The sequence below is a fragment of the Modestobacter sp. VKM Ac-2982 genome (assembly GCF_026967935.1).
Lineage (GTDB): Bacteria > Actinomycetota > Actinomycetes > Mycobacteriales > Geodermatophilaceae > Modestobacter.
This window is the reverse complement of record NZ_JAPVBL010000002.1, coordinates 56,356-82,155: the sequence shown is the minus strand read 5'-3', so window position 1 is coordinate 82,155 and position 25,800 is coordinate 56,356. Positions and strand designations below refer to the sequence as shown.

28 protein-coding genes and 1 riboswitch are annotated in these 25,800 nt (G+C 74.8%); of the genes, 14 read left to right on the top strand and 14 right to left on the bottom strand.

What is annotated here, in order from left to right; all coding sequences use genetic code 11:
• Positions 1 to 77 precede the first annotated feature (77 nt).
• From mftD to O2W20_RS07375, 5 genes are all read right to left on the bottom strand, one after another.
• On the bottom strand, positions 78 to 1,307 hold the full coding sequence (gene mftD / locus O2W20_RS07395; protein WP_269173283.1) for a pre-mycofactocin synthase MftD: 1,230 nt from the start codon (positions 1,305 to 1,307) through the stop codon (positions 78 to 80).
• A gap of 145 nt (positions 1,308 to 1,452) precedes the next feature.
• A complete protein-coding gene (locus tag O2W20_RS07390; protein ID WP_269173284.1) occupies positions 1,453 to 2,052 on the bottom strand; it encodes a YceI family protein in 600 nt (199 codons plus the stop codon).
• Between the two features lie 161 nt (positions 2,053 to 2,213).
• Positions 2,214 to 3,113 carry a transglycosylase SLT domain-containing protein gene (locus O2W20_RS07385; protein ID WP_269173285.1) on the bottom strand — a complete coding sequence of 300 codons (900 nt, stop codon included), beginning with the start codon at positions 3,111 to 3,113 and terminating at the stop codon, positions 2,214 to 2,216.
• 16 nt (positions 3,114 to 3,129) lie between these two features.
• Positions 3,130 to 3,278, bottom strand: a riboswitch (cyclic di-AMP (ydaO/yuaA leader).
• A gap of 165 nt (positions 3,279 to 3,443) precedes the next feature.
• Positions 3,444 to 4,091 (bottom strand): class I SAM-dependent methyltransferase, encoded by a 648-nt coding sequence (locus tag O2W20_RS07380; protein ID WP_269173286.1) that lies wholly within the window; start codon positions 4,089 to 4,091, stop codon positions 3,444 to 3,446.
• Positions 4,092 to 4,096: 5 nt separating this feature from the next.
• Positions 4,097 to 4,651 (bottom strand): universal stress protein, encoded by a 555-nt coding sequence (locus O2W20_RS07375; protein WP_269173287.1) that lies wholly within the window; start codon positions 4,649 to 4,651, stop codon positions 4,097 to 4,099.
• Between the two features lie 215 nt (positions 4,652 to 4,866).
• On the opposite strand from O2W20_RS07375, the gene O2W20_RS07370 reads away from it, so the two are divergent.
• Genes O2W20_RS07370 through O2W20_RS07360 form a run of 3 tightly spaced genes read left to right on the top strand, consistent with a single transcriptional unit; the run spans position 4,867 to position 6,345 of the window.
• Positions 4,867 to 5,259 (top strand): cupin domain-containing protein, encoded by a 393-nt coding sequence (locus O2W20_RS07370; RefSeq protein ID WP_269173288.1) that lies wholly within the window; start codon positions 4,867 to 4,869, stop codon positions 5,257 to 5,259.
• A gap of 25 nt (positions 5,260 to 5,284) precedes the next feature.
• Complete coding sequence (locus O2W20_RS07365) at positions 5,285 to 6,208, top strand: Dyp-type peroxidase (RefSeq protein ID WP_269173289.1); 924 nt, start codon at positions 5,285 to 5,287, stop codon at positions 6,206 to 6,208.
• Complete coding sequence (locus O2W20_RS07360) at positions 6,205 to 6,345, top strand: hypothetical protein (RefSeq protein ID WP_269173290.1); 141 nt, start codon at positions 6,205 to 6,207, stop codon at positions 6,343 to 6,345. The genes O2W20_RS07365 and O2W20_RS07360 overlap by 4 nt, the downstream gene beginning before the upstream one ends.
• 125 nt (positions 6,346 to 6,470) lie before the next feature.
• Here O2W20_RS07360 and O2W20_RS07355 read toward each other — a convergent pair whose 3' ends face one another.
• From O2W20_RS07355 to O2W20_RS07340, 4 genes are all read right to left on the bottom strand, one after another.
• Entirely contained in the window at positions 6,471 to 6,764 is a 294-nt protein-coding gene (locus tag O2W20_RS07355) for a hypothetical protein (RefSeq protein ID WP_269173291.1), read from the bottom strand.
• Between the two features lie 281 nt (positions 6,765 to 7,045).
• Complete coding sequence (locus O2W20_RS07350; protein WP_269173292.1) at positions 7,046 to 7,723, bottom strand: HNH endonuclease signature motif containing protein; 678 nt, start codon at positions 7,721 to 7,723, stop codon at positions 7,046 to 7,048.
• A 160-nt stretch (positions 7,724 to 7,883) separates the two neighbouring features.
• Positions 7,884 to 8,852, bottom strand: a complete 969-nt coding sequence (locus O2W20_RS07345; protein ID WP_269173293.1) for a hypothetical protein — start codon at positions 8,850 to 8,852, stop codon at positions 7,884 to 7,886.
• Between the two features lie 253 nt (positions 8,853 to 9,105).
• Entirely contained in the window at positions 9,106 to 9,885 is a 780-nt protein-coding gene (locus tag O2W20_RS07340; RefSeq protein ID WP_269173294.1) for an SDR family oxidoreductase, read from the bottom strand.
• 60 nt (positions 9,886 to 9,945) lie between these two features.
• Here O2W20_RS07340 and O2W20_RS07335 point away from each other — a divergent pair, with 60 nt between their 5' ends.
• Both O2W20_RS07335 and O2W20_RS07330 read left to right on the top strand, forming a co-directional pair.
• Positions 9,946 to 10,542, top strand: coding sequence for a hypothetical protein (locus O2W20_RS07335; protein ID WP_269173295.1), 597 nt, complete (start codon positions 9,946 to 9,948; stop codon positions 10,540 to 10,542).
• A gap of 82 nt (positions 10,543 to 10,624) precedes the next feature.
• The gene (locus O2W20_RS07330; RefSeq protein WP_269173296.1) at positions 10,625 to 11,461 is read left to right on the top strand and encodes an HpcH/HpaI aldolase/citrate lyase family protein; all 837 of its coding nucleotides are present in this window, start codon (positions 10,625 to 10,627) and stop codon (positions 11,459 to 11,461) included.
• Positions 11,462 to 11,513: 52 nt separating this feature from the next.
• Here the strand turns inward: O2W20_RS07330 and O2W20_RS07325 are convergent, their stop codons facing one another.
• Positions 11,514 to 12,284 carry a putative protein N(5)-glutamine methyltransferase gene (locus tag O2W20_RS07325; RefSeq protein WP_269173297.1) on the bottom strand — a complete coding sequence of 257 codons (771 nt, stop codon included), beginning with the start codon at positions 12,282 to 12,284 and terminating at the stop codon, positions 11,514 to 11,516.
• Between the two features lie 84 nt (positions 12,285 to 12,368).
• Here O2W20_RS07325 and O2W20_RS07320 point away from each other — a divergent pair, with 84 nt between their 5' ends.
• Together O2W20_RS07320 and O2W20_RS07315 are read left to right on the top strand one after the other, a co-directional pair.
• Positions 12,369 to 13,163: a hypothetical protein gene (locus tag O2W20_RS07320; protein ID WP_269173298.1), complete on the top strand. Its 795-nt coding sequence runs from the start codon at positions 12,369 to 12,371 to the stop codon at positions 13,161 to 13,163.
• On the top strand, positions 13,160 to 14,182 hold the full coding sequence (locus tag O2W20_RS07315; protein ID WP_269173299.1) for a hypothetical protein: 1,023 nt from the start codon (positions 13,160 to 13,162) through the stop codon (positions 14,180 to 14,182). Before O2W20_RS07320 ends, O2W20_RS07315 begins: the two co-directional genes overlap by 4 nt.
• A 6-nt stretch (positions 14,183 to 14,188) precedes the next feature.
• Here O2W20_RS07315 and O2W20_RS07310 read toward each other — a convergent pair whose 3' ends face one another.
• Together O2W20_RS07310 and O2W20_RS07305 are read right to left on the bottom strand one after the other, a co-directional pair.
• Entirely contained in the window at positions 14,189 to 14,977 is a 789-nt protein-coding gene (locus tag O2W20_RS07310) for a putative hydro-lyase (RefSeq protein ID WP_269173300.1), read from the bottom strand.
• 2 nt (positions 14,978 to 14,979) lie between these two features.
• Positions 14,980 to 15,687 (bottom strand): GntR family transcriptional regulator, encoded by a 708-nt coding sequence (locus O2W20_RS07305; RefSeq protein ID WP_269185490.1) that lies wholly within the window; start codon positions 15,685 to 15,687, stop codon positions 14,980 to 14,982.
• 160 nt (positions 15,688 to 15,847) lie between these two features.
• On the opposite strand from O2W20_RS07305, the gene O2W20_RS07300 reads away from it, so the two are divergent.
• The 6 genes from O2W20_RS07300 (at position 15,848) to O2W20_RS07275 (ending at position 21,473) form a co-directional block, all read left to right on the top strand.
• Entirely contained in the window at positions 15,848 to 17,083 is a 1,236-nt protein-coding gene (locus tag O2W20_RS07300) for an NRAMP family divalent metal transporter (protein WP_269173302.1), read from the top strand.
• 14 nt (positions 17,084 to 17,097) lie between these two features.
• Positions 17,098 to 17,859: a LamB/YcsF family protein gene (locus O2W20_RS07295; RefSeq protein WP_269173303.1), complete on the top strand. Its 762-nt coding sequence runs from the start codon at positions 17,098 to 17,100 to the stop codon at positions 17,857 to 17,859.
• Positions 17,859 to 18,473 carry a 5-oxoprolinase subunit B family protein gene (locus O2W20_RS07290; protein WP_269173304.1) on the top strand — a complete coding sequence of 205 codons (615 nt, stop codon included), beginning with the start codon at positions 17,859 to 17,861 and terminating at the stop codon, positions 18,471 to 18,473. Before O2W20_RS07295 ends, O2W20_RS07290 begins: the two co-directional genes overlap by 1 nt.
• Positions 18,470 to 19,309 carry a biotin-dependent carboxyltransferase family protein gene (locus tag O2W20_RS07285; protein ID WP_269173305.1) on the top strand — a complete coding sequence of 280 codons (840 nt, stop codon included), beginning with the start codon at positions 18,470 to 18,472 and terminating at the stop codon, positions 19,307 to 19,309. Before O2W20_RS07290 ends, O2W20_RS07285 begins: the two co-directional genes overlap by 4 nt.
• Positions 19,310 to 19,467: 158 nt before the next feature.
• The gene (locus O2W20_RS07280; protein ID WP_269173306.1) at positions 19,468 to 20,154 is read left to right on the top strand and encodes a spermidine synthase; all 687 of its coding nucleotides are present in this window, start codon (positions 19,468 to 19,470) and stop codon (positions 20,152 to 20,154) included.
• The gene (locus O2W20_RS07275; RefSeq protein WP_269173307.1) at positions 20,151 to 21,473 is read left to right on the top strand and encodes a DUF2254 domain-containing protein; all 1,323 of its coding nucleotides are present in this window, start codon (positions 20,151 to 20,153) and stop codon (positions 21,471 to 21,473) included. Before O2W20_RS07280 ends, O2W20_RS07275 begins: the two co-directional genes overlap by 4 nt.
• A gap of 4 nt (positions 21,474 to 21,477) precedes the next feature.
• On the opposite strand, the gene O2W20_RS07270 is transcribed toward O2W20_RS07275, so the two are convergent.
• Both O2W20_RS07270 and O2W20_RS07265 read right to left on the bottom strand, forming a co-directional pair.
• Entirely contained in the window at positions 21,478 to 22,827 is a 1,350-nt protein-coding gene (locus O2W20_RS07270) for an MFS transporter (protein ID WP_269173308.1), read from the bottom strand.
• Positions 22,828 to 22,884: 57 nt separating this feature from the next.
• Positions 22,885 to 24,207 carry an alpha-amylase family glycosyl hydrolase gene (locus tag O2W20_RS07265; RefSeq protein WP_269173309.1) on the bottom strand — a complete coding sequence of 441 codons (1,323 nt, stop codon included), beginning with the start codon at positions 24,205 to 24,207 and terminating at the stop codon, positions 22,885 to 22,887.
• A gap of 122 nt (positions 24,208 to 24,329) precedes the next feature.
• Between O2W20_RS07265 and O2W20_RS07260 the strand changes: the two genes are divergently transcribed.
• Entirely contained in the window at positions 24,330 to 25,763 is a 1,434-nt protein-coding gene (locus O2W20_RS07260; protein WP_269173310.1) for an MFS transporter, read from the top strand.
• Positions 25,764 to 25,800: the final 37 nt, after the last annotated feature.

Below are 25,800 nucleotides of genomic sequence, written 5' to 3'. Positions count from 1 at the left end.
CCGCGTCCGGGGGACGGTGCGCTCAGCAGGGAGGACGGCGGCGGCCGGCGGAAGTCATCGCACCGCCACCGGGACCCTCAGGCGGTGGTGCCCTTGCCCGAGGACCGCTGGGCCGCCGGGGCGTCGGCGCCGTCCTCACCGAGGTGCCGCTCGAAGTGCGGCGGGACGACGAGGTCGGCCGGGCTGAGCTGGTCGACCGAACGGTGGCCGAGGCCGACCAGCGCCGAGCCGAGCCCGTCACGCAGCAGGTCGAGCACGTTGCCCACCCCGGCCTCGCCGTTGGCGGCCAGGCCCCACAGGTAGGCCCGACCGATCATGACCGCCCGGGCGCCCAGCGCGAGTGCCTTGGCGACGTCGCCGCCACGCCGGATGCCGCCGTCCATCAGCACCTCGACCTGCTCGCCCACCGCCTGGACGACCGCGGGCAGCGCGCGGATCGCCGCCGGGGTGCCGTCGAGGTTGTTGCCACCGTGGTTGGACACCGAGATCGCGGAGACCCCGGCGTCCACGGCACGCTTCGCGTCGTCCACGCGCATGACGCCCTTGAGCATGAACGGCCCGTCCCACTGCGACCGCAGCCAGGCGACGTCGTCCCAGGAGGGCATCGGCGAGGCGCTCCACTGCCCGTAGGCCCCGAAGAACGTCGGGGGCTCGTCCCCCGGCTTCGCCACCATGTTCGGCACGGTGAGGTCCGGGAGCTTGCGGGTGCGGGCGAAGTCGAGCAGCCACCGCGGCCGGGCCAGCACCTGCGGGGCGTACCGGCGGGCCGCCTCGAAGTCGATCTTCTCCGGGATGAACGGGCTGCCCCAGTCGCGGCCGTAGGCGAAGGACCAGTCCAGCGTGGCGATCATGCCGACCGCGCCGGCGTCCTTCGCCCGCTGCATGCGGCCGAGCATCTCCTCGCGGGTGCCGACCCAGTACATCTGGAAGAAGGTCTGCGGGTTCGCCGCCACGACCTCCTCGATCGGCTTGCTGGCGAAGGAGGACAAGCCCATCGCGACGCCGCGGGAGGCGGCGGCGCGGGCCACGGCGACCTCACCCTCGGGGTCGACCGCCTGGACGCCGGTGGGGCTGATCATGATCGGCATGGAGACCGACTGGCCCATGATCGTGGTGGCCAGCTGCCGTTCGTTGCTGAGCCCGGCGGTGTGCGGGGCGAACCCGAGCTCGGCGAAGGCGGCGAGGTTGTCCTGCGCGGTCAGCCCGCGCTCGGAGCCGGCCACCAGCGCCCCGTAGACGCCCTTGGGCAGCCGCCGCTTCGCCCGCCGCTGTGCCTCCGCCACCGACTCGAACCACGCGTTCGCCACCTGCGGACCCCCTGCTGCTCGACTCGTCCCGGGCGACGCCGTCGTCGCCGGGGTTGCCGTCGCGGGCCGGCCGGTCCCCCGGCGCCCTACGTGGCACTGAGTGCCACCCTAGCGGCCGACGGTGGCGTGGGACACAGTGCGCCGGTCAGGCGTCCTTGATCGCCGAGACGTCGAACTCCACCTGGATCCGGTCGCTGACCAGCACGCCGCCGGTGTCCAGCATCGCGTTCCAGGTGAGGTCCCACTCGCTGCGCTTGATCGCCAGCGCGCCCTCGAAGCCCACCCGCATGTTGCCGAACGGGTCCAGCGCCGAGCCGGTGAGGGTGAAGTCGATCGAGACCGGCCGGGTGACCGCCTTGATCGTGAGGTCGCCGGTGACGCGGTAGACGTCCCGGTCGACCTGCTCGACCGCGGTGGAGACGAAGACCATCTCGGGGTGCTGCTCGACGTCCAGGAAGTCGGCCGAGCGCAGGTGCGCGTCGCGGTCCGGCGTCCCGGTGTCGATGCTGGCGGCGGCGATCCGCAGACGGACACTGCTGGCCGCCGGCGTCGCGGTGTCCAGGTGGGCGGTGCCGGAGAAGTCGGTGAAGGCACCCCGCACGGTGGTCACCATGGCGTGCCGGGCCCGGACGCCGATCCGGGTGTGCGTGACGTCGACGGTGTAGTCGCCCGTCACGTCGGCCAGGGCGCTGGTGGCGGCGTCGAAGTCCGTCGCGGCGCCCTCGGGTGCGCGGTGCTTGCCCACGGGTCAGCGCTCCTCGTCTCGGTGGTCGAACCCCTCGATCCTCCCCGATGGTCCCCCGCCGGTGCACAGGAGGGCCATCAGCCCGGCACGCCAGCACTGCACCGGACGCAGCGAGGCCCGGGTCCAGCCGGACCCGGGCCTCGCCGTGCACCGCCGCTGGATCAGTACCAGCCGGTGGCCTTCGAGTGCGACCACGCGGCGCACGGCGAGCCGTAGCGGTTGTTGATGTAGATCAGCCCCGCGTCGATCTGCCGGTAGCCGTCCGACGTCTTGGCGATCCCGGTGCTCTTCCAGGTGGAGTCCAGGAACTGCGGGATGCCGTACGCGGTGCTGTTCGGGTTCTGCGCGTTCGGGTTCCAGCCGCTCTCCTTGCCCCACAGGCTCTCCAGGCAGGAGAACTGCGTCTGGTCGCCGCCGAGCTTGCCCAGGGCGTAGTCCTGGAACGAGCCCGACCCCGAGGACGCGACGGGGGCAGGCGCAGCCGGCGTCCTGGTGGTGCTGGACGGGGCCGGGGTCGCCGCCCGAGCGGCGGCAGCCGCTGCCTCCTCCTCCGCGGCCTTCGCCTCGGCGGCGGCCTGGGCCTCGGCGGCGATCCGCGCCTCTTCCGCGGCCTGTGCCTCGGCGGCGGCCTGCGCTGCCGCGGCTGCCTGCGCGTCGAGCACAGCCTGGTCGGCGGCGGCCTGCGCCTGCGCGGCGGCGGCCTGCGCGGCCTCGCGCTGGCTGCGGTTGGCGGCGAGCTGGCCGAGCCGGTCGGCCAGCGGGCCGTCGACGAGGGCCGTCCCGGTCTGCTGCGAGCTCAGGTCGAGCTGGGCGGCGACGCTGGCGGGCTCGACGGCGGCCTCGGCCCGCGTGCCGGGCTCACCGCCGACGAGGACGTTGACCAGGATCGCGCCGGCGGCGGCGACGCCGAGGTACAGCGTGGGCCGACGGAGGCCCCCCGGGGGCTGACGACGAGCCCGCCGGGCGACCGGGGCGTCATCGGCACCGGTCGAGAGCACGGGGAGCACCTCGGTGGCGGGCAGCTGCTCGTCGGACGAGGACGCGGTGGTGCGACGGGACATGAAGAGAGGGGCTCCGTGGGTCTTCCGCGGCCGCCTACCGAGTCAGCTGACGGGTTCGGGCGGGAAGTCGCCCTACCCAGCCGGGCGGCTGCCCGGGCGGGATTCACCCCAGTGGTGCGGTGGGTCCCCGGTTCGCTGCGTGCAGCGATTCGGCGGCATCCGGTGCGGGCTCCCCGGGTGGGGACGAGACGTCCGACCGGACCTGGCCACGGTAGAGGCCGTCGCCTGGGCGTGACAATGCCCGGAGGCGGATTTCGTCGCCATGTGCCACGTCTCCCATCCGGTGGCGGGGCGGGGCGGCAGCAGCGGGACGGCTGGTGCCGGTGGGCCTCAGGGGAGCCGCCAGACCGTCGTCCGGCGCACCGCTCCCCCGGCGGCGTCCGGCACGTCGTACTCCGCCTGGGCCACCAGCCCCTCCTTAGGGACGTAGGCCCGTCCGGGGTCGCCCAGCAGGACGGTGGCCCCCTGGAGCCAGGCCGCGCCGAGGAAGGGCAGCACCCGGGCGGTCATCTCCCGGTCGTAGCAGACGTCGCCGGCCAGGACGACGTCGATCTCCGGGAGCTCCTCGTCCAGGACGTCCCCGACGACCTCGATCCCGGCGACCCCGTTGACCTCGGCGTTCAGCCCGACCGCGGCGTGCGAGTACGGGTCGACGTCGCTGGCCAGCACGCTGCTCGCCCCGGCCAGCAGCGCGGCGACGGCCACCAGGCCACTGCCGGCTCCCAGGTCCAGCACCCGGCGGCCGGCGACGAGCTCCGGGTGGTCGAGCACGTGGCGGGCCAGCGCCTGGCCACCGGGCCAGGCGGCAGCCCAGAACGGCGGGTCCTCGCCGGCGCCGCCGCCCTCGGTCTCCATCGCCTCCCAGAGCGCGACGACGTCGTCGGCGACGTGCAGCTGCACCTCGGGGACGAGCGACGGGCGGTCCAGCCGGGTGTGCGCCCGCAGGAAGGCCGGTGGCACGGGGTGCTGGACCGCCACGCCGGTCAGGCCTTGCGCTCGGTGCGCACGACGGTGACCGGGCACGGGGCGTGCCGGGTGACCTGGTCGCTCACCGAGCCGAGCAGCAGCCCGGCGAAGCCGCCCCGCCCGCGGGCCCCGACCACCAGGAGGTCGGCGTGCTGCGCGGCCTCGAGCAGCGACCGCACCGGCGCGGCGTGCACCACGTGGCAGGTGACCTTCCCGGCCCGCTCGGCGCCCAGCGCGGCCCGGACGTCGGCCTCCAGGTCGGCCTGCACCGCCTGCTCGTACTCACCGATCGGCGGGACGTAGCCGAGCTCCCAGCTCGGCGGCTGCGGGGCGGTGGCGATCCGCCAGCCGCGGACGACGTGCAGCGGCCACGAGGCGCGCTCGGCCAGCGTCGCCGCCCACTGCAGCGCCTCCTGCGCGCAGTCCGAGCCGTCGTGACCGACGACGACGCCACCCTCGACGGCGGCGCGGGTCGACACCTCGCCCTCGACCGCGGCCAGCTCGGTGGCCGCCTCGTCCCGCTCGGCAGCGAGTGCTGCGTTCCCCGACCGGTCTGCTGGCTGCTGCGTCAACGCCGTCCTCCTGTGCTCGTGTGCAAGTGCTCCGCCGGTACCCGGCACCGGGAAGCCTCCCCCACCCGGCCGGTCGACGGCAGAGTCGGAGGGCCTGTTCCCCCGTGTCGCCCGACCCGAGGGCTTCGGATCGCGGCGGAGGCCACTCTGCTCTTCACTGATCATGAGCCGGCGCGCGCCGGCAGGAGCGACTGGATCGAGGAGGAACGGCAGCCATGGAGCACTTCACCATCGCCACCGTCGCCGAGGAGAGCGCCGACTTCCGTCGGGTGCTGTGGACCGGCGAGCACACCCAGCTGGTGATCATGACGATCCCGCCGGGTGGGGAGATCGGCGAGGAGGTGCACGAGGACATCGACCAGATCCTCACCTTCGTCAGCGGCACCGGCCAGGCCGTCGTCGGCGGGCAGAAGAAGAACGTCGCCCAGGGTGACCTCGTCGTCGTCCCCGCCGGCAAGAAGCACAACTTCCTCAACACCGGGGTGAACCCGCTGGTGCTCTACACGGTTTACGGCCCGCCGGAGCACGCCGACAAGGCGGTGCACAAGACCAAGGAGGAGGCCGACGCGCTCGAGGAGGCCGGCAAGGACGAGCCGCCGACCAGCTGAGGCCCGATCGGGCAGGGTGGACGGCGTGACGACGCAGCCGGGCATCTTCGCCCTCGGCACCCCTGAGCACTGCTACCTGGAGCTCGACCTCGAGCCCGGCTGCTCCGCGGAGGACCTGGTCCGCGGGGTGGCCGGGCTCACCGGTCCGCTCTCCTCCACCGGTGGCGTGAACCTGGTGGTCGGCTTCCGGCCGGAGCTGTGGGCCGCCGTCGCCCCGGCCGACGCCCCGGCGGACGCCGCCAGCTGGACCGAGGACCTCGTCGGCGCCGGCCGCTACCGGATGCTGGCGACCCAGCACGACGCCTGGATCTGGGTCGCCGGGGGCGATCGCACCGCGGTCTTCGACAACGCCCGGGCCGTGCTCGCCGCCCTCGCCGGCGTTGCACGAGTGACCGCGGAGGTCACCGGCTGGCTGTACCAGCACGACCGGGACCTGACCGGCTTCATCGACGGCACGGAGAACCCCTCACTGCTGACCGCCGCCGAGGTCGCGGCAGTGCCGGCCGGCGAGCCGGGTGCGGGGGCGAGCATCGTGCTCTACCAGGTGTGGCGGCACGACAGCGCCGCCTGGGAATCGCTGGGGATGCACGGCCAGGAGATGATGATGGGCCGGACCAAGCCGGACAGCGTCGAGCTGCCCGACGACGTGATGCTGCCGAGCGCGCACGTCGCCCGCACCACCGTCGAGGTGGACGGCGAGGAGAAGCAGATCTTCCGGCGCAACGTCGCCTACGGCGGGGTCACCGACCACGGGACGGCGTTCGTCGGGTTCGCCCGCGATCAGTGGCGCCTCACCGAGATGCTCCGCCGGATGGCCGGGGCGACCGACGGGGTGCGCGACGGGCTGACCGGCTTCCTGACCCCGCTGAGCGGGGCGTACTACACGTGCCCGTCGATCGACGCCCTGGCCCGGTTCGCGCCCCCCGACGAGGACCGACGGGCGCCGTGACGCGGGAGCCAGAGCAGCCGGAGCCGGAGGGCGGTGACCCGGCGTGCTGGCTCGACCAGGTCTGCCCGGTGTGCGGCCGCCTGACCGAGCGGCTGCCCTCGGGCCGCTGCGCCACCTGCGGGGAGCCCTGGGACTGACCGTCCCCGATCAGGTCACCCGCAACGGCGGCAGGTGAGCGGACGGGTCCCTGCCGGGTCTGGGCAGCGGAGGCGCCGAGGATCTGTCCGCCACTGCCGGCCGCCGGTGCTGGCCGCCGAGCGGCTCAGGCGGCGGAGCTCCTGGCGACCTGACTGCCGTACCAGCTGGTGAGCAGGTGCGCGCGGACCGAGGCGGGCAGCGCACCCCAGCGGAGCAGAGCCGCCCGGGCCGGGAGCGCACTGGCCGCAGCCAGCTGGCCCAGTTCGCGGACCCGTTCCGGTCGCGGGCTGTGCGGCTTCCGATCGTGCAGCCCGGCGGCGAGCTGACTGTCGAAGGCCGCGAGGATGTCGGCCTGGTGCGCCGGGTCGAACCACTGAGGGCTCCGCGGCGAACTCGCTGCGAGGTGGTGACGGATCACGCTGTGCTTATCGGCCCGTTGTGTGCTCGCTGTGACTCGAACAGGGCGCACTGGCGCCCCTGAGCTGCCGTTCTTCCTCTCCGGGCACTCGTGTCACACCCGCCCCAGAGGTCTCGCCTTCTCGCCCCCGGATGGACCCGCCAGGCGACCTCCTCGCGCGCTGTCGAGGACAGTCGACGCGGCTTCCCCCATCCCAGGGCGGCCCCACGCCATGGGGCCTCAGGAAGCGGGGGCACATGTCATGGGGCCTCAGAAAGCGGGGCGGCCACAGGCCATGGACCTCAGAAGGGCGGCGGGTCCTCCGGGTCGGGTGGGCTCCCGCCTCCGGTCAGCTGTCCGGCGGCGGACAGCCGGGGACCCGGCGGCTGGCGGCCGGGTGTTCGCGAGCTCGGTGTTCGGGAGCTCGGTGTTCGGTGGCCGGGCAGGTGGAGGCCCGGTGGTCGGGTGGTCCGGGTGACCCCGGAGGGGGTGGTGACCGACAGGGCGCCGTCGGCGGTCATCACGAACCGCCATCGGCGTGCGTGGGTCTTCAACCGGTGGTGTCGCCGGCACAAGCAGCACAAGTTGGTGCAGTCGGTGGCCCCACCAGCGCGGTGGGCGCAGACGTGGTCCAGGTCGGTGCGCGCGGCCGGCCGACGGCAGCCCGGATGCCGGCAGGTGCGGTCCCGGGCACGGACGAACCGCGCCTGGGCCGGGGTCGGGGTGTAGCGGTCGATCGGCGGTGGCCGGTCCAGCACCCCGCACCCGCAGTCCCGGTCGGGATGAGCGGGGCAGCCGCGGCGGGCCAGCCGCTCCAGTTCCGGGCGGGTCACCGTCGCCCGCAGCGCCCCGGTGACCGGATCGACCAGGTCGATGTTCAGCGTGCCCCCGGTCGGGGCCTGCAGCCCGCCGGGGCAGATCGCGTCCAGCTGGGCCAGCAGTTGCCGGAGCTGCCCGGCGGTGATCGGCGCCCCGTCCACCGTCGCAGCGTCCCGGTCATCGCACGGCGGGAGCCCGCCCTCGCCCGCCGCGTGACCCCCGCCCGGTGCGAGGAGATCCTCGCCCGAGGCGTGACCCTCGCCTGACACAAGGAGATCCTCGCCCGGCGCCTGGTGGCCCTCTTCGGACGTGCCGTGGCCCTCACCCGGCGGGGTCGGACCGTCGAACGGGCGGGTGTGCAGCGCCGGCAGCGGCGCCAGGACCCGTCAGATGGGCGGTCACCGGCTCCCGGCTGGTGTCCCACGGGCGCAGGATCAGATCGGCCATCACCTGGGTGCGCAGCTGCCCGATCGGCCGCCCGTCGCCCTCGGCCTTCGCCATCCGCGCATAGCTGTCCACTGTCTCCCGGCAGGCCGCGGCCACCGGCATCGGCAGGTCCGCCACCAGCTGACCCATCCCATCGGCGGTGGCCCGGGTGGTCACATCAGCACACTGCTCGGCCTTCTTCCGCCGCCGATCGGCCGCCGCATCGTCCAGCGCGATCAACGCCGCCGCCGTCCGTTCCTGCAACCGCACCGGCGTCTCCCCCGCCACCGCCCAGCCCAGCGCCTGGGCCTCCACCTCGGCCACGATCGCCGGCTCGACCCGGCCACCGGCAGCCTGCGACTGCCCACCCAACGCCTTCGCGATCGCCGTTGCCCGCGGCGGGTCGATCAGCGAATCAGCCAACGCCGCCCACGTCGCCGGCAGCTCGTGCACCCACACCAGCGACCGCTCCGCCAACAGGGTCGCCGCCGTCCGGGACATGCCCTTCAGCAGTGCCAGCTCATCGGCGGGGAACTCACTCACCCCCGCCGGCACCCGAACCGGACGCCAGCCCTCCACCCCGTGCCCCGGCTCCTGCTCGGTCAGGTCCCACTCCACCGGGCGACGCCGCGCCAACTCGGCCACCACGACCGCCTCGTAGGCGGCCAGCTGCGCACCGATGTCCACCACCGCGCGCAGCTCCCCCGCCAGCCCGGCATCGGAGAGCCGCGCCGACGCCACCACCTCCGACAACCGCGTCCGACGCCGCGTCACCCCAGCAGGCGCCGGATCCAGCTCAGCAGGCAGCCCCGGATCGGCCAGTGACACCGTCACCGCGACCCCGAACCCGCCCGTCTCGAACACACCCCGAACCTACGGAGAGGGTCTGACAGTTCTCAGCGGATGGGACGCATCCCGAGAGCGGGGGTCGGAGTCGGCGACCTCACGAGTCGGCGGGCCCACGAGTCGACAACTCGTCGAGTCGACGTCCCGACACGGCGATTCGGCGACTCGGCGACTCGGCGACTCGGCGAGACAGCGAGACAGCGAGACAGCGAGACAGCGAGACAAGGTCGGAGGACCGACGCGCGCCGCCGGCCGGGCTAGGGCCTCCTGATCAGAGCCCGCCGGCCACCCGCAGCACCGCGCCCGAGACGTAGCCGGCCTCCGGCCCCAGCAGCCAGGCGATCGCCGGCGCGATCTCGTCCGGTTCCCCGGGACGGCCCATCGGCACGCGGGCCGTGACCCGCTCCAGCCGACCGGCGTCGCCGGCACCGGCGTGGATGTCGGTGCGGACCAGCCCCGGCGCCACCGCGTTGACCCGGACCCCGTCGTCCGCGAGCTCCTTCGCCAGTCCCATGGTGAGCGCGTCGACGCCCGCCTTCGCCGCTGCGTAGTGCACGTACTCGTGCGCCGAGCCCAGCGTCGCCGCACTGGAGGAGACGGTGACGATCGCCCCACCCGGCCCGCCCCGCCGCCGGGACATGACCTGCGCCGCCCGGCGGACGCACAGGACGACGCCCAGCAGGTTCACGTCGATCACCTGCCGGACGACCTCGACAGGCGTGTCGGCCAGGTCGCCGAGGTGCGCGGTCAGGCCGGCGTTGGCGACCAGCCCGGTGACCGGCCCGAGCTGCTCGGCCGCGGCGGCGAAGAGCGCGTCGACGTCATCGGGGTCGGCCACGTCGGCCCGGACGGCGACCGCCCGCACGCCGAGGTCGCGCGCGGCGGTCACCACGGCCTCGGCTTCGAGGCGGCCTGACCGGTACCCGACGACCAGGTCGTGGCCCTGCCGGGCGAGGTGGACGGCGGTGGCCGCACCGATGCCGCGGCTGCCGCCGGTCACCACCGTGACCGGGCGGGACGGAGCGGACGGCGCGGGCGGCGGGGTGGACACGCGGTGATCCTGCCGCGCCACGAGCCGGGACTGTCACCCCCGCCCGGCAGACTGCCCGACGTGGACAACAGCCCCGAAGCCGCCTTCCGGCGACTGCACCCGCTGCTGGTCGAGGTGCGCGACGCACTCCTCGGAGGCCTGACCGTCAGCCGGGAGATCCACGCGGCGCACGGCTGGCAGCCGGCCGCCGACCGCCACCTGGACCACCAGCTGGTCCGCCGGGAGGCGATGGAGCGGTTGCGCCCCTACGCCGAGCACGACGACCACCCGTTCGGCACCCAGCTGGAGCTGCTCGACCCCGGCAACGAGAACCTCGGGCTGCCGATGAGCGGGCTGATCCTGCGCACCCCCACCGAGGTGCTGCGGGTGTGGCACTCCGACGACGGCGAGCTGCCGGCCGCCGACACCCAGGGCCTGCGGGACTTCTACCGGCAGGCGCCGGTCGCCCAGCAGCGCCTGCAGCTGGCGATCGACGGCGCTCCCGATCTGCGCCGGCGCGACCACCTGGCGCTGCTGTGGGCCGACAAACGCACGCTCGGCCGGGAGCCGGAACTGGTCCGGTTCGACCTGGTCCGTCCGCGCGACTGGGCCGGGCGCCGGGTCGACGTCGACTGGCGGGTGGGCCTGCTCGACCTGCTCGGCCGGCGCGCAGCCTGACCGGCCGGCGCCGGGCATCGCGAGCGGCACCCTGCAGCACCCCCGCGGGAACCGGCGCACCCCGGGGCCCCACAATGTCCCGGTGCACAGAGGCAGGAACGTAGACCCCGGAATCGCGCGCTCGTGGCTGCTGGTCAACGGCGCCCGCACGGAACTGTTCGACGAGGCGCACGAGTCGCGCGCCGACCAGATCGTGCTCGACATCGAGGACGCGGTCGACCCGGCCCGCAAGCCGGATGCCCGGGCCGACGTCGTCGAGTGGCTCTCCGTCCCCGGCAACCGGGCCTGGGTCCGGATCAACGACCACGCGACCCCGTTCTGGGCCGACGACGTCGCCGCGCTCGCCGGGCTGCCCGGCCTGGCCGGCGTGATGCTCGCCAAGACCGAGGCCGCCGAGCACGTCACCGAGACCTACGACCGGCTGGGCGGCTCCACCCCGGTGCTCGCCCTCGTCGAGTCGGCGCTGGGCATCGAGGAGGCCGTGCGGATCGCCTCTGCCCGCGGCGCCTTCCGGCTCGCCTTCGGCAGCGGTGACTACCGGCGCGACACCGGCACCAGCGCCGACGACCTGGCGATGGCCTACCCCCGCTCCCGCCTGGTCATCGCCAGCCGGGTCGGCGGCCTGCCCGGCCCGATCGACGGCCCCACGGTGGGCACCAGCCACCCGATCCTGCGCGAGCAGTCGGCGCTGACGGTCTCCCTGGGCCTCACCGGCAAGCTCTGCCTGCAGCTGGACCAGCTGCCGGTGATCAACGAGGTCATCAGCCCGGCACCGTCGGACGTCGCCTGGGCCCGGGACTTCCTGGCCGACTTCGACGCCCGCGGCCAGGTCATCCGCGACGGCAGTGACCTGCCCCGCCTCGGCCGGGCCCGCAAGATCGAGAAGCTGGCCACCGCCTTCGGCGTCGAGCCCTCCTGATCCGACTGCCGCGAACGGCCCCCTCCCGCACCGGGAGGGGGCCGTTCGCGTCTCAGGCCTCGCGGACGGCGACGACCACGGTGGCCGCCAGGTCGTCGTCCTCGACCACCCGGGCGGTGAGCCCGGCGCTGGTGCACGCAGCCACCGTCCCGGGCGCCTGCTGCCGGCCCGTCTCGATGAGCAGCGCACCGCCGGGCGCCAGCCAGTCCGGCGCCGCCGCCGCCACCCGGCGCTGCACGTCCAGCCCGTCGGCCCCGCCGTCCAGCGCGGCCCGCGCCTCGTGGTCACGGGCCTCGGGTGGCATGAGCCCGATCGCGTCGGTCGGCACGTAGGGCGCGTTCGCCACGAGCACGTCGACCCGGCCGCGGAGTGCCTCCGGGAGCGGGTCGTACAGGTCCCCGACGTAGACCGACCCGGACACGTTTCGCCGGGCGCAGCGGACCGCGACCGGGTCGAGGTCCGCTGCGTGCAGCTCGACCGACGGGACCGCGGCCGCCACCGCCGCCCCCACCGCGCCGACCCCGCAGCACAGGTCCAGGACGACCGCCCCCGGCGCCGCCCGGACCACCGCCTCCCGGACCAGCAGCCGGGTGCGCTGCCGTGGCACGAACACCCCCGGCTCGACCGCGAACCGCAGCCCACAGAACTCCGCCCAGCCCAGCACCTGCTCCAGCGGCTCGCCCGCCACCCGCCGCGCGACCAGGCCGTCGAGCTGGCCGGCCGACGCGGCGGCCTCTGCCAGCAGCACCGCCTCCTCCTCGGCGAACACGCACCCCGCCGCGCGCAGCCGGGCGACGACAGCAGGATCCGGGGCGGTGGTCATCGGCGGCCAGTGTGCCGCCTGGCTGACGGAACGCGATCGCACCGATATGGTGCCGCCATCGACGGCGGACCGGGAGGGGTGGGCGTGGACCAGCGGCAGGACGGCTTCCCGGCGTTCGTCGCCGAGCACGAACAGCAGCTGCGCGGCACCGCCCTCCTCCTCACCGCCGACCCGGCCGAGGCCGACGACCTGCTGGTGGCGGCACTGGCGCGGACGCACCGGCGCTGGCGGCGGTTCGGCTCGCCGGCGGCCGCGCTGACCGACGCCCGGGAGGCGCTGCTGTCGGCCGCCCTCGGCCGCACGCGGCTCCCGGCGGCCGGCCGGGGCAGCGCACTGGTCGCGGGACGTCAGCACGAGCCCGACCGGCGGTGGCTGCGAGCGCTCGCCGAGCTGGACGCGCGCACCCGGGCGGTGGCCGTGCTCCGGCTGCACGAGGGCGAGGAGGAGGACGCCGTCGCGATGCTGCTCGGCTGCTCGCCCGCCGAGGTCGGGGCCGCCCTCGCCGACGCCCTGGACACCCTGAGCCCCCTCCTCGTGGACGAGCCCGCACCGCCGACGGAGCCGGCCGACCAGGTCGTCGACCCGCAGCCGGCGCCGGCGGTCCCGGACCGGCCAGGGCCCCCCGTCCCCAGCGCGGACCCCGCCGACCCGTACGCGATCTACCGCCACCCGGGGACCCCGGCCCCGCGACCGGACCTGCGACCGCCACCCCCGCCGTCACCCGCCTCGTCGGCCGCAACGTCACCCGCCTCGTCGGCCGGACCGGCCCCCCGACCGGCACGGTCCGCAGCCCCGACGGCCGGCTCGGTGCCCGGGCCGGCCGCCGTCCGGCCGCACCCGGACGACGACCCGTACGCGATCTACCGGAGGCCGACATGACCGCGGACGCCGGCCAGGCCGTCGCGGAGCGGTTGCGCCGGCTCGCCGAGGGCGCGCACCGGGTGGACGACGGTCCCACGGCGGCCCGCGCCGTCGCGCTGGACCGGCACCGCCGGCGCCGGGGAACCGGCTGGGCCGCCGGCGTCCTGGCCGTCGTGCTGCTGGTCTCCGGTGCCTCGTTCGCCCGCACGGCGGTGACCGCGGCACCGCCGGCGGCGACCCCGATTCCGGCCCCGGTCACCAGCACGTACGTCGCGCCGACCCCGGGGCTGGTCGAGGCGCCCGTCCGCGGTTCGCTCGCCGACGACGAGGAGTTCCTGACCGCGATGGCGGGTGCCGACTGGACCGACCCGACCGCGCCGGACGGCCAGTTGGTCGACTGGGGCGGACCGTCGCCGGACCCGGGCACCCAGCGGGTGGTGTACGCCGCCGACGTCCCCGGCGGTCACCGGTGGGCGGTGGTGGTCGCCCGCGCCGGGACGGAATGGGTCTGGACGTGGTTCACCGGGCCGCGCGGCGCGGAGCCCGCTGAGATGACGCCGGTGATCGGCGGAGTGCCGCTGTGGGCCGATCCGCTGGCCCTGATGGACGGCTCTGCGGAGACCAGCACGCTGGTCGTGCTCGGCGAGCCCGGACTCGAGGCCGAGTACTCCCCCAGTCTGGACCGGACCTCCGGCGGTGAGCTGGTGCGCGACTTCGACCCGCTGCCACTGGTCGACGGGGTCCCGCTGGGGGTGGTCATCACCCCGGTCACCTGGAACGCCGGGGAGGTGCAGGTCACCAGCCCGGTCGGGCAGCAGTCGCTGTCCCCGATGCTCAGCGGTCCGTTGCCGTCGTGGCCGGCGTTCCCGACCGGCCCGGTCGACGAGGCCCTCGTCGCCCCGTGTCTGGAGCAGCTCGGTCTCGACGTCCAGACCCGGCCCGGCTTGAGCTGGGAAGAGTCCGAGCAGTTGAGCAGCGCGGAGGAGGCTGCACGGGAACACGAGATCGCCGCCTGCTTCCGCGCGGCGGAGCCCTGAGCCGGCTCAGGGCTGCCGGTACACCGCGTCCGGGACGTCGGTGACGAACACGTGCCCCGGGGCGTGGGTGATCGCGAACGGCGGACGCGACGCCATCAGCGCTGCCTGCGGCGTCACCCCGCACGCCCAGAACACCGGGACGTCGCCGTCCGCGAGGTCGACCGGCTCGCCGAAGTCGGGCCGGGCCAGATCGGCGATGCCGAGCGCGGCCGGCGACCCCACGTGCACCGGGGCCCCGTGCACCGCGGGCATCCGCGCGGTCACCTGCACCGCGGTGGCCACCAGGTGCCCGGGCACCGGGCGCATCGACACGACCAGCGGCCCGGACAGCCGCCCGGCCGGCCGGCACTCCCGATCGGTGCGGTACATCGACACGTTCCGGCGCTGCTCGATGTTGCGCACCGGCACCCCGGCGTCCAGCAGGGCGGTCTCGAAGCTGAAGCTGCAGCCGATCAGGAAGGCGACCAGGTCGTCGGTCCACAGGTCGGTGACGTCGGTGGGCTCGTCGGCCAGCTCGCCGTCCCGCCACACCCGGTAGCGCGGCAGGTCGGTCCGCAGGTCGGCGCCCGGGGCCAGCGTGGTCTCCCAGGAGCCCGCGTCGGTCACGTCCAGCAGCGGCACCGGCTGCGGGTTGCGCTGGCCGAACAGCAGCATGTCCCAGGCCCAGTCCCGGGGCAGGACGACGAGGTTGGCCTGGGTGTGCCCGGGCGCCCAGCCCGACGAGGGCACGGCGAGCCCGGCGCGGAACGCGGCCCGGGCGGCGGCGGGACGGGCGGCGGGGACGATCGTGGTCACGGTCAGCTCCTCGGGCGTTCGCGGTGGGCGGCCAGCAGCTCGGCCTCCGAGTCGTGCAGGTAGGCCTCGAGCTCCTTGGCCGCCTGCTCGACCTCCCCGGCGGTCAGCAGGTCCAGCAGACCGCGGTTGCGGCTGACGTAGGGCTCGTGCAGCCGCTGCGGGACGGCGATGGCGTGGAACGCGAGCCGGAGCTCGGCGAGCAGCCGGGCCGTCGTCTCGTCGAGCCGGCGGCTGCCGGCCAGCGCCACGAGCTGCTGGTGGAACCGCATGTTGGCGGTGCCCGCCGCCCCCCAGTCGCCGCGCCGGGCGGCGTCCTCGCCGGCGGCGACGGCGTCGTACAGCGGCCGCAGCCGGACGGCGTCCAGCCCCTCCAGCCGGCGGACGACGTCGCACTCGATCGTCCGCCGCAGCCGGTAGAGGTCGACCAGGTCGTCCTCGTCCAGCTCGGGCACGAAGACCCCGCGGTGCAGCCGGTGCACCAGCAGGCCCTCGTGGGTGAGCAGCCGGAACGCCTCGCGCAGCGTGTTCCGGCTGACGTGCAGGACCTCGACCAGCTGCTCCTCCGACAGCCGGGTGCCCGGCGGCAGGTCGCCCTCGATCACCCGGGAGCGGAGCAGCTCGGCGACCCGCTCGGCGGTGCTGGACCGGTCGAAGCTGCGCACCTCGTGCGCCACGGTGCGCAGCCAGGCGGTGTCGGCGGGCTCGGGCATGCCGTCATCCTGCCGTCTCCTGATGTGTCCGCGCAGTTAAATGTCGTCCGATCCCCTTGAGGGATTGTTCAACAACTCTCTAGGTTCGGTCGCCAGCGGCACCAGCCCGCGGGCAGCGACCCCTCGCCGCCGGAGCACCTCACCCGACCCGGGAGCAGCCATGGCCTCCACCCCAGCCGAGCCGTCCACCGCGCCCCCCGGGCGGCTGGCCTCCAGCACCCGCTCCACCCTGCTCGGCGCGATGTTCCTGATGGCCACCTCGGCCATCGGCCCTGGCTTCATCACCCAGACGACCACCTTCACCGTGCAGCTGGGCGCCGCGTTCGCCTTCGCGATCGTCATCTCGATCCTGATCGACATCGCGCTGCAGCTGAACGTGTGGCGGGTGATCGGCGTCAGCGGCCGGCGGGCCCAGGAGCTGGGCAACCTGGTCGCCCCCGGTCTGGGCTGGGTGATGGCCGCCTTCCTGCTGATCGGCGGGCTGGTGTTCAACATCGGCAACGTCAGCGGCGCCGGCCTGGGCACCAACGCCATGCTCGGGCTGGACCCGAAGATCGGCGGGGCGCTGTCGGCGCTGATCGCCATCGGCATCTTCCTGAGCAAGCGGGCCGGGGTGGCGGTCGACCGGATCGTCGTCGTCCTCGGGCTGGTGATGATCGTGCTGACCACGTACGTCGCGATCACCTCGGGGCCGCCCGTGGGTGAGGCGCTGCGCAACGTCGTGCTGCCCGAGGACATCGACATCCTGGCGATCACCACGCTGGTCGGCGGCACGATCGGCGGCTACATCGTCTACGCCGGCGCCCACCGGCTGCTCGACTCGGGCATCTCCGGGCCCGGCCGGGTCCGGGACATCACCCGCGGCTCGGTCACCGGCATCCTGATCACCGCCGTGATGCGGGTGGTCCTCTTCCTGGCGATCCTCGGTGTGGTCACCGGCGGCGCAGCGCTCGACCCGACCAACCAGGCGGCGTCGGCCTTCGAGCAGGCCGCCGGCGAGGTGGGCCTGCGGGTGTTCGGCATCGTGCTGTGGGCCGCGGCGATCACCAGCGTCATCGGCGCCTCCTACACCTCGGTGTCCTTCGTGACCTCCCGGACGACGACCTCCGACCGCACCCGCAGCCTGCTGGTCGTCGGGTTCATCGCCTTCACCTCGCTGGTCTACGTGCTGATCGGCACCGCACCCACGACGCTGCTGGTCTTCGCCGGGGCGTTCAACGGGCTGCTGCTGCCGATCGGGATCGCCGTCCTGCTCTGGGTGGCCACCCGCCGCGCCGACCTGCTCAACGGCTACCGCTACCCGCGCTGGCTGCTGGTGATCGGCTGGGTCGCCTGGCTGCTCACGCTGTACCTGGCGATCAACTCGATCCGCCCGGTCATCGACCTGTTCGCGTGAGGGAGGCTGTCGACATGACCCGTGTGGACCTGAACTCGGACCTCGGCGAGGGCTTCGGCCAGTGGACGCTCGGCGACGACGACGCGCTGCTGGGCGTGGTCACCAGCGCCAACGTCGCCTGCGGCTTCCACGCCAGTGACGCCTCGATCATGCGGCGGGTCTGCGCCAAGGCCGTCGAGTCCGGCGTCGCGATCGGCGCCCAGGTCGGCTACCGCGACCTGCCGGGCTTCGGCCGCCGGTTCATCGACGTGGAGCCCGAGGCGCTGACCGCCGACGTCGTCTACCAGATCGGCGCGCTGGAGGGCTTCGCCCGGATCGCCGGCGACCGGGTGCGCTACGTCAAGCCGCACGGCGCGCTCTACAACGCGATCGTCCACCACGAGGAGCAGGCGGCCGCGGTGGTCGCAGCCGTCGTGGCCTACGACCGGACGCTCCCGGTGCTGGGTCTGCCCGGGTCGGTGTGGCTGCGGCTGGCCGCCGAGGCGGGGCTGACCGTGGTGCACGAGGCGTTCGCCGACCGCGCCTACACCCCGGAGGGCACCCTGGTGTCCCGCCGGCTGCCCGGCGCGGTGCTGCACGACCCGGCCGAGATCGCCGCCCGGTGCGTGGCCATGGCCACCGGTGAACCGATCACCGACGTCGAGGGTGGCGAGCTGACGCTGCACCCCGGGTCGATCTGCGTGCACGGCGACACCCCGGGTGCGGTGGAGATCGCCCGGCAGGTGCGCGCGGCGCTGACCACGGCGGGGGTCGAGCTGGCCCCCTTCACCAGCTGATGCGGCTGCTCCCCAGCGGGAGCGCCGCCCTGCTGGTCGAGCTGGACGGGCTGGACGACGTCCTGGCGCTGTACGCGGCGCTCAGCGCCGACCCGCCGCCCGGGGTGGTCGACGTCGTGCCGGCCGCCCGCACCGTGCTGCTGATGACCGACCCCGCGGTCACCACCCTGACCGCGGTCGCCGACGCCGTGCGGGCGACGACCCCGCGCCCGGACGCGCAGGCCGTCGGCGACACCGTCGAGCTGCCGGTGCACTACGACGGCGCCGACCTGAGCGAGGCCGCCGAGCTGCTCGGCCTCACCCCGGCCGGGCTGGTCGAGCGGCACACCGGCGCCGAGTGGACGGTGGCCTTCTGCGGCTTCGCGCCCGGCTTCGGCTACCTCACCGAGCCCGGCGGGCAGTGGGACGTGCCCCGCCGGGCCACCCCGCGCACCAAGGTGCCGCCGGGCTCGGTCGCGCTGGCCGGGGAGTTCAGTGGCGTTTACCCGCGCGAGTCGCCCGGCGGCTGGCAGCTGATCGGGCGCACCGACGTCGCCGTGTTCGACCTCGGTCGTGAACCGGCCGCGCTGCTCCGGCCGGGCACCCGGGTGCGTTTCGTGGCGGCACCGCGATGAGCCTGACCGTGCTGGCCACCGGGCCGCTGACCACCGTGCAGGACCTCGGCCGCCCGGGACAGGCCGCACTGGGCATCGGCCGCTCCGGCGTCTGCGACCGGGCGTCGGCCGCACTGGCCAACCGGCTGCTCGGCAACCGCACCGACGCCGCGGTGCTCGAGGTGACGTTCGGCGGGCTGGCCGTCCGCGCCGAGGCCGACCTGCTCGTGGTGACCGCCGGGGCGCGCTGCCCCGGTGCCCCGCACGCCGCCCCGACGGTGCTGCGCCGGGGACAGGAGCTCCGGCTCGGCCCACCGGTCGCCGGGCTGCGCACCTACCTGGCGGTCCGCGGCGGCATCGCCGTCCCGCCGGTGCTGGGTTCCCGGGCCACCGACGTCCTGGCCGGTCTCGGCCCCGCGGTGGTCGCCGTCGGTGACGTGCTGCCGGTCGGCGAGCCGGTCGACCCGGCCCCCGGGGTCGACCTGGCCCCGGTGCCCGAGCCGGCCGCGGGCGAGCTCACCGTCACCGTGCTGCCCGGCCCGCGGGCCGACTGGTTCGGCGAGGCCGTCTGGGCCGCGCTCATCGGTCAGGCCTGGGCGGTCACCAGCGAGAGCAACCGGGTCGGCCTGCGGCTGGACGGCACGCCGCTGGACCGGCTGCGCTCGGGTGAGCTGCCCAGCGAGGGGATGGTCCGCGGGGCGCTGCAGGTGCCGCCGTCCGGGCTGCCGGTGCTGTTCCTCGCCGACCACCCGGTGACCGGCGGCTACCCGGTGATCGGGTACGTCACCGACGCGGACGTCGACCGGTGCGCGCAGCTGCGCCCTGGCCAGACCCTGCGGCTGCGCCCGGCCCGCTGAGCTGCCCCCGGCACGCGACGCCGGTGGGTGCGGGGGTCGGCCCCGTGGCAGAGTCCGTCCTGCTCGGTCAGCCACGCCGACGCGGAACCACCCCCGGAGGCCCCGCTGCTCCCCCGCCCCGCACCCTCCTCTGGCCGGCTCCGCCCGGGCAGCGCGCGATGACGGTCACCGAGCTCGGCCGGGCGAGCGGCCCGCACGGCGAGGTCGTCCTGCGCCGGCGCACCGCCGAGGACGGCGCCACGCACCTCGAGCTCATCGTGGACGGCGTCTTCGCGATGGACGACGTGGACACCTCGACCGAGCGGGCGCTGGCGACCGAGGCACTGGCCCGCTGCGCCGGCGACCGGCTCCGGGTGCTGGTCGGCGGGCTGGGCCTGGGCTGGACCGCGGCCACCGCACTGGCCGACCCCCGGGTGGCCGCGGTCGACGTGGCGGAGTTGCAGGGTGCACTGGTGGGGTGGGCGGGCCGCGGCCTGCTGCCCGCGCTGAGCGGCGTCGACCGGCGGCTGAGGCTGCACGTGACCGACGTGGCCGACCACCTCGCCGGCTCCCCCGGCCGCTACGACGCGGTGCTGCTGGACGTCGACAACGGGCCTGCGTTCCTCGTCCACCACACGAACGCGCCGCTGTACGAGGAGGCCGGGCTGGCCACCGCGATCGCCGCACTGCGGCCCGGTGGCGTGCTGGCCGTCTGGTCCAGCGACCCTGCGCCGGAGCTCGCCGGCCGGCTGTCCGCGCTGCCCGACGCGGTCGACGCCGCGCACCTGGTGCTGCCGGTGCAGCGTGACGGCCGGCGCTTCGACTACGCGATCACCGTCGCCCGCCGGGCCGGTGGACAGCGGTGACGGGGGGCAGCGCGGAGAGCTCCCGGTCGCCGCTGTGGCTGTGGCCGACGGTGGCCGGGGTGGTGGCCGCACTCGCCTCGCTCGGGCTGACCCGGATCCGCCCGACCGACGGCTGGCTGACGCACCTCTGGCCGGGTGACCAAGCCGCAGCGTCGAGCATGTTCGAGGTGGTGGCCACCGCGGTGGTGACCGTGACCACCCTGACGTTCAGCCTCACCGTCGTCGCCCTGCAGCTCGCCTCCCAGCAGTTCTCGCCCCGGCTGCTGCGCGAGGTCACCCGGGACCGCATCTCCAAGGGCGTGCTGTCGGTGCTCACGGCCGCGTTCGTCTTCAGCATCGTGGCGATCCGCCAGCTGGACAGCAGCTCACCGGTGCCGGTGGTCAGCGCGCTGGTCGCCCTGCTGCTCGGCATCGCCGCCTTCGCCGCCGGCCTCACGTTCATCTCGCACATGACCCGGCTGCTGCGGGTGGACACGCTGATGCTCAAGGTGCACGACGAGACGAAGAAGGCAATCGAGGAGTTCTACCCCCGCTACGACGAGCCGATCGACGACCCCGGCCAGCTGGACCTGGACCAGGCCGCCGGTGAGCTGGTGCACGCGACGGCCAGCGGGTACGTGCGGTCGGTCGACGTCGAGCGGCTGGTCCAGCTCGCCCGCGAGCACGACGCGGTGGTCCGGATCGAGACCCGGCCGGGCGACCACGTCGTCCGGCTGACCCCGATCGCGACGGTCTGGTCCGGTGCCGGCGGCGGCGTGCCCGACCGACTCGCCGACGAGGTGCGGGCCGCGGTCGACCTGGGCTACGAGCGGACGCTGGACCAGGACGCCGGGTTCGGGTTCCGGCAGCTGGAGGACATCGCGGTCAAGGCGGTGTCCCCGAGCATCAACGACCCGGTGACGGCGGCCACCGCACTCGGCCACATGGGAGACCTGCTGAGCCGGGTCGTCGGCTCGCACCTGGGCCCCACGCTGCACCGGGACCCGGACGGCGTGGGGCGTGCGGTCGTCCCCGACCGGGACCTGCACTACTACCTGGAGCTGACCTGCGGGCAGCTGCGCCGCTTCGGCGGCGCCGAGCCCAGCGTCCTCACCTCGATCCTGCAGACGCTCCGGGACGTCGCCGTCTCCTGCCGGGACGACGTCCAGCGGGCCGAGATCGCCCGGGCGGCGGAGGCCACCGTCGTGCAGCTGCCCGAACAGGCGGCGCAGGACGACGCCGACGCGGTGCAGGACATGCGCCGGCGGGTGCAGCTGGCCCTGGACGGCGACCTGGTGGCCGCCTACGCCGACCGGGCCGGGGAGACCCGCTCGATCTGAGCGGTCAGTCCTTCTCCCGCGGTGGGGTGTCGTAGGCCGACCGGCCGCGCAGCCGGGCGTTCACCGCGGTCACCAGCGGCACCATGACGACGCCGTCCCGGGCCATCCGGGCGCGCAGGTGCCGCCGGTGGGTCAGCACCCCGAACAGCCCGATCGCCCAGAAGACGTACTGCACGGCGAACGCCGCCCGGAAGGCGTCCAGCGAGTAGTCGGTGGAGCTGCCGGGGGTCATCGCGTCGAGCACGAAGCCGATCGCCAGCACGGTGCACAGCGAGGCGAAGAAGCCGCCCACGTTGACGAACCCGGTGGCGCTGCCGGACCGCTCGACCGGGTTCTCGGTGCGGGCGTAGTCGAAGCCGATCATCGAGCCGGGGCCGTTGGTGCCCAGCACCACGACCAGGATGACGAGCAGCCACAGCGGCGCACGGCCCGGCCACAGCAGCACGACGGTCCAGATCGCCGCGGTGACGGTGAGGATGCCGAAGACCAGGTTGGAGCGGCGCAACGGCCACTTCCCGACCAGCCGGCCGAGCAGCGGACCGAAGGCCATCCCGACCAACACCAGCAGGGTCAGCAGCCCGGCCGCCGTCCCGGGCGCCAGCCCCTGGCCCACGGTCAGGAACGGGTAGCCCCACAGCAGCGCGAAGACGGTGCCGGAGAACTGGGTGACCAGGTGCGTGTAGAGCCCGATCCGGGTGCCCGGCTCGCGCCAGGCAGCCGCCAGGTTCGCCCGGACGGCGGCCATCCCGGCCACGGTCGGAGGCGGGGTGCCGGGCGGGGCGTCGCGCAGCGCGACCAGCACCAGGATGCCGACCAGCACGCTGACCGCGGCGGCGCCCAGGAAGGTCGGCGTCCAGCCGGCGGTGTGCAGCAGCGCGACCAGCGGGTAGGCGGCCACGATCTGGCCGACCTGACCGAGGATCCCGGTCAGTTGGGTGACCACCGGGACGGTGCGGCCGGGGAACCACAGCGGCACCAACCGGAGCACGCTGATGAAGGTCATCGCGTCACCGGCGCCCACCAGCACCCGGGCCACGACCGCGGTGGGGACGCTGTCGGCCAGGGCGAGCACCAACTGCCCCACGGCCATCGTGAGCGCGCCGGCGACGATCATCTTCCGCGAGCCGAACCGGTCCAGCAGCACACCGACCGGCACCTGCAGGCCGGCGTAGACGGCCAGCTGCAGGACCAGGAACAGCGAGATCGCCGACGCCCCGGCGGAGAACCGCTCCTGCGCCTCGATCCCGGCGACCCCGAGCGAGGCGCGGTGGAAGATCGCGACCGCGTACGCGACCAGGCCGATCAGCCAGATCACGTAGGCGCGGGAGGGCGTCCGGATCGCTGACTCAGTCACGTACAGGGACGACGCCGTCCCACCCGCCACCCTTCCCGAACCGGGCTGTGCACTTGCTCACCCGGTCAGGATGGCCCACCCGTGCGCGGGCAGCGAGACGGCCGCGCGGTCGGTGCCCGGCTGCCGCACGGCGCCTGCTCCGGCCAACAGCTCCCCCGCCCCGCCCGCCGGCAGCGTCACCTCGCCGTCGGCCAGGTTCAGCGCCACCACCAGCCGCTGCCCGTCGCCGGTCACGGCGTAGCTGAGCTGCCGGTTGTCCCGGTGCAGCGGCGTGACCCGGGCGGTGTGCAGCCAGCGGTGCCGCCGGCGCAGCCCGATCAGCTCCTGGTGCAGCCGGCGGGTGGGCTCGCCGAAGGGCGCCAGCTCCTCCGGCGAGTCGGGGAAGGGCGGCCGGACGGCGTCGTCCCCGCCGGCCCGGTCCTCCTTGACCCCGGTGAAGGCCTGTTCGTCGCCGGCGTAGACCGACGGCGTGCCGCCCACGGTGAACAGCACCGCCAGCGCGTGCGGCAGGTGGCGGACGTCGTCGAGTCGGCTGGCGATCCGGGTGACGTCGTGGTTGCCGACGAAGGTCAGCGGCACGAACGTGTCCAGGAACCCGTCGTGCCGGCCGAGGGCGTGGGCGAGCTCGTGCAGGTTGCCGTCGTTGAGTGAGCTCCAGATCGCCTTCCACAGCTCGTACTGGGTGACCGCGTCCATAGTCGACTCACGCACCACCTGCGCGTAGTCGCCGTGGATCACCTCACCGACCAGGTAGGCCTCGGGGTGCTGCTCGCGGACCCGGGGCAGCACGGTCGCCCAGAACGAGGACGGGACGGCGTAGGCCGCGTCCAGTCGCCAGCCGTCGGCGCCGCGGTCCAGCCAGTGCGTCATCACCTCGGCCACCCAGTCGGCGACCACGGGGGCGGAGTGGTCGAGCGCGACCAGCTGGCCGTGGCCCTCGAAGGTGTCGTACTCCGGGACGACGCCGGGCTGCCAGCCGTCCGGCCAGCGCAGCCGGAACCAGGCCGCCGAGGGCGCGTCGGGCCCCCGGTCGACGACCGCCTGGAACGCCGGGTGCTCGCGGCCGACGTGGTTGAACACCCCGTCGAGCAGCACCCGCAGGCCGCGCTCGTGGGCGGCCGCCACCAGCTCGTCGAAGTCGTCGTCGTCGCCGAGCCGCGGGTCGATCCGACCGTGGTCGACGGTGTCGTAGCCGTGCGTGCTGGAGGCGAAAACCGGACCCAGGGCCAGGCCGTTGGCGCCCAGCTCGACCGCGTAGTCCAGCCAGGCGGTGAGCCGGTCAAGCCGGTGCGTCACGACGTCGGTCGCCTCCCGCTCCGCGCCCACGAAGCCCAGCGGGTAGACGTGCCACCACACCGCGTCCTGCACCCAGTCCGGCATCCCGCTCCCTCGTCGTCGACCTCCACCAGCACCGGCGACGCTACCCAGCGGTCGGCACCGGTACGCCGCTGGGCGGAAGCGACACCCCCTCTTCTGTGCAGAACGCAACTACCGTCGCCGGCGTGAGCGCTCCTCCCGCATCGCCGGCCCGGCCGGCCCTCGTGCCGGTGCTGATCTACCTGGCCATGCTCGTCGCGGTCATCAGCAGCCTCGGTGCACCGCTGGTCCCGGCGATCGCCGCGGCCAACGACGTCTCGATCACCAGCGCGCAGTGGTCGCTCACCGTCACCCTCGTGGTCGGCGCGGTGGCCACGCCGGTGATCGGGCGGCTCGGCGACGGCCGGCACCGGCGCACGGTGGTGCTCGTCGTGCTCACCGTGGTGCTGCTGGGCAACGTGCTCGCCGCGCTGCCGCTGGGCCTGGGCTGGCTGATCGCCGGCCGCGGGCTGCAGGGGGTCGGTCTGGGGCTGACCCCGCTCGCGATCGCCACCGCCCGCACCGCCCTGACCGGGGAGCGGTCCCGGACCACGGTCGCGGCGCTGTCGGTGACCGTCGCCGCCGGTGTCGGTGTGGGGTACCCGCTGACCGGGGCGATCGCCGAGTTCGGCGGGGTGCACGCCGCCTTCTGGTTCGGCGCCGGCGCCAGCGTGCTGGCGCTGGCCGCCGCGGCACTGGTGTACCCGCCCTCGCCCGACGTGCCGCCCCGCCGGCTCGACGTCGCCGGCGCGGTGCTGCTCGGGATCGCGCTGTCCACCGGGCTGCTGGCCCTCGGCGAGGCCGGCACCTGGGGCTGGACCTCGCCCTCGGTGCTCGGGCTGGCCGTGGTCGCCGTCCTCGCCCTGGTCGCCTGGGTGGTGTGGCAGCTGCGCGCGCAGGCCCCGCTGGTCGACCTGCGGCTGGCCCGCGGCCGGGTCCCGGCGACCGCGCACGGCGCCGCCCTGCTCGTCGGCCTGGCCAACTACCTGCTGCTGTCCTCGGTGCCCCGACTCGCGCAGACCCCCGAGTCCACCGGCTACGGCTTCGGCACCTCGATCGTGGTGGCCGGACTGATCCTGCTGCCGTTCTCCGTCGCCAGCTTCCTGGCCAGCCGGGTCGGCCGGCCGCTGGACCGCGCCGCCGGGCCGCGGGTGGTCCTGCCGGCCGGCGCCATCGTCCTGCTGCTGGGCACGGTGCTGTTCGGCCTGGTGCGCGAGGAGCTGTGGCAGCTGTTCGTCGCGATGGCGGTCGCCGGGTTCGGCGTGGGCCTCACCTTCGCGGCGCTGCCCGGGCTCATCGTCGGCGCCGTGCCGGCCGGGGAGACCGGCAGTGCGATGAGCCTGAACCAGGTGCTGCGCTACATCGGGTTCGCCCTCGGCAGCGCGCTGAGCGCGACGGTGCTGGAGGCGCTGACCCCGGCCGGCGCCGACTTCCCGCCGTCCAGCGGCTACACCGCCCTGGCCGCGATCGGCTGCGGGGCGTGCCTCGCGCTGGCGGTACTGACCGCCTTCCTGCCCGGCCGGGCCCGCGCTGCCGACCCGGTGCCCGCACCCCTCCCCGCCGCCTCCGCGTCCGAGTGAGCAGTTCCGGTCGCCGACACGCGTGGACACGCCGCGT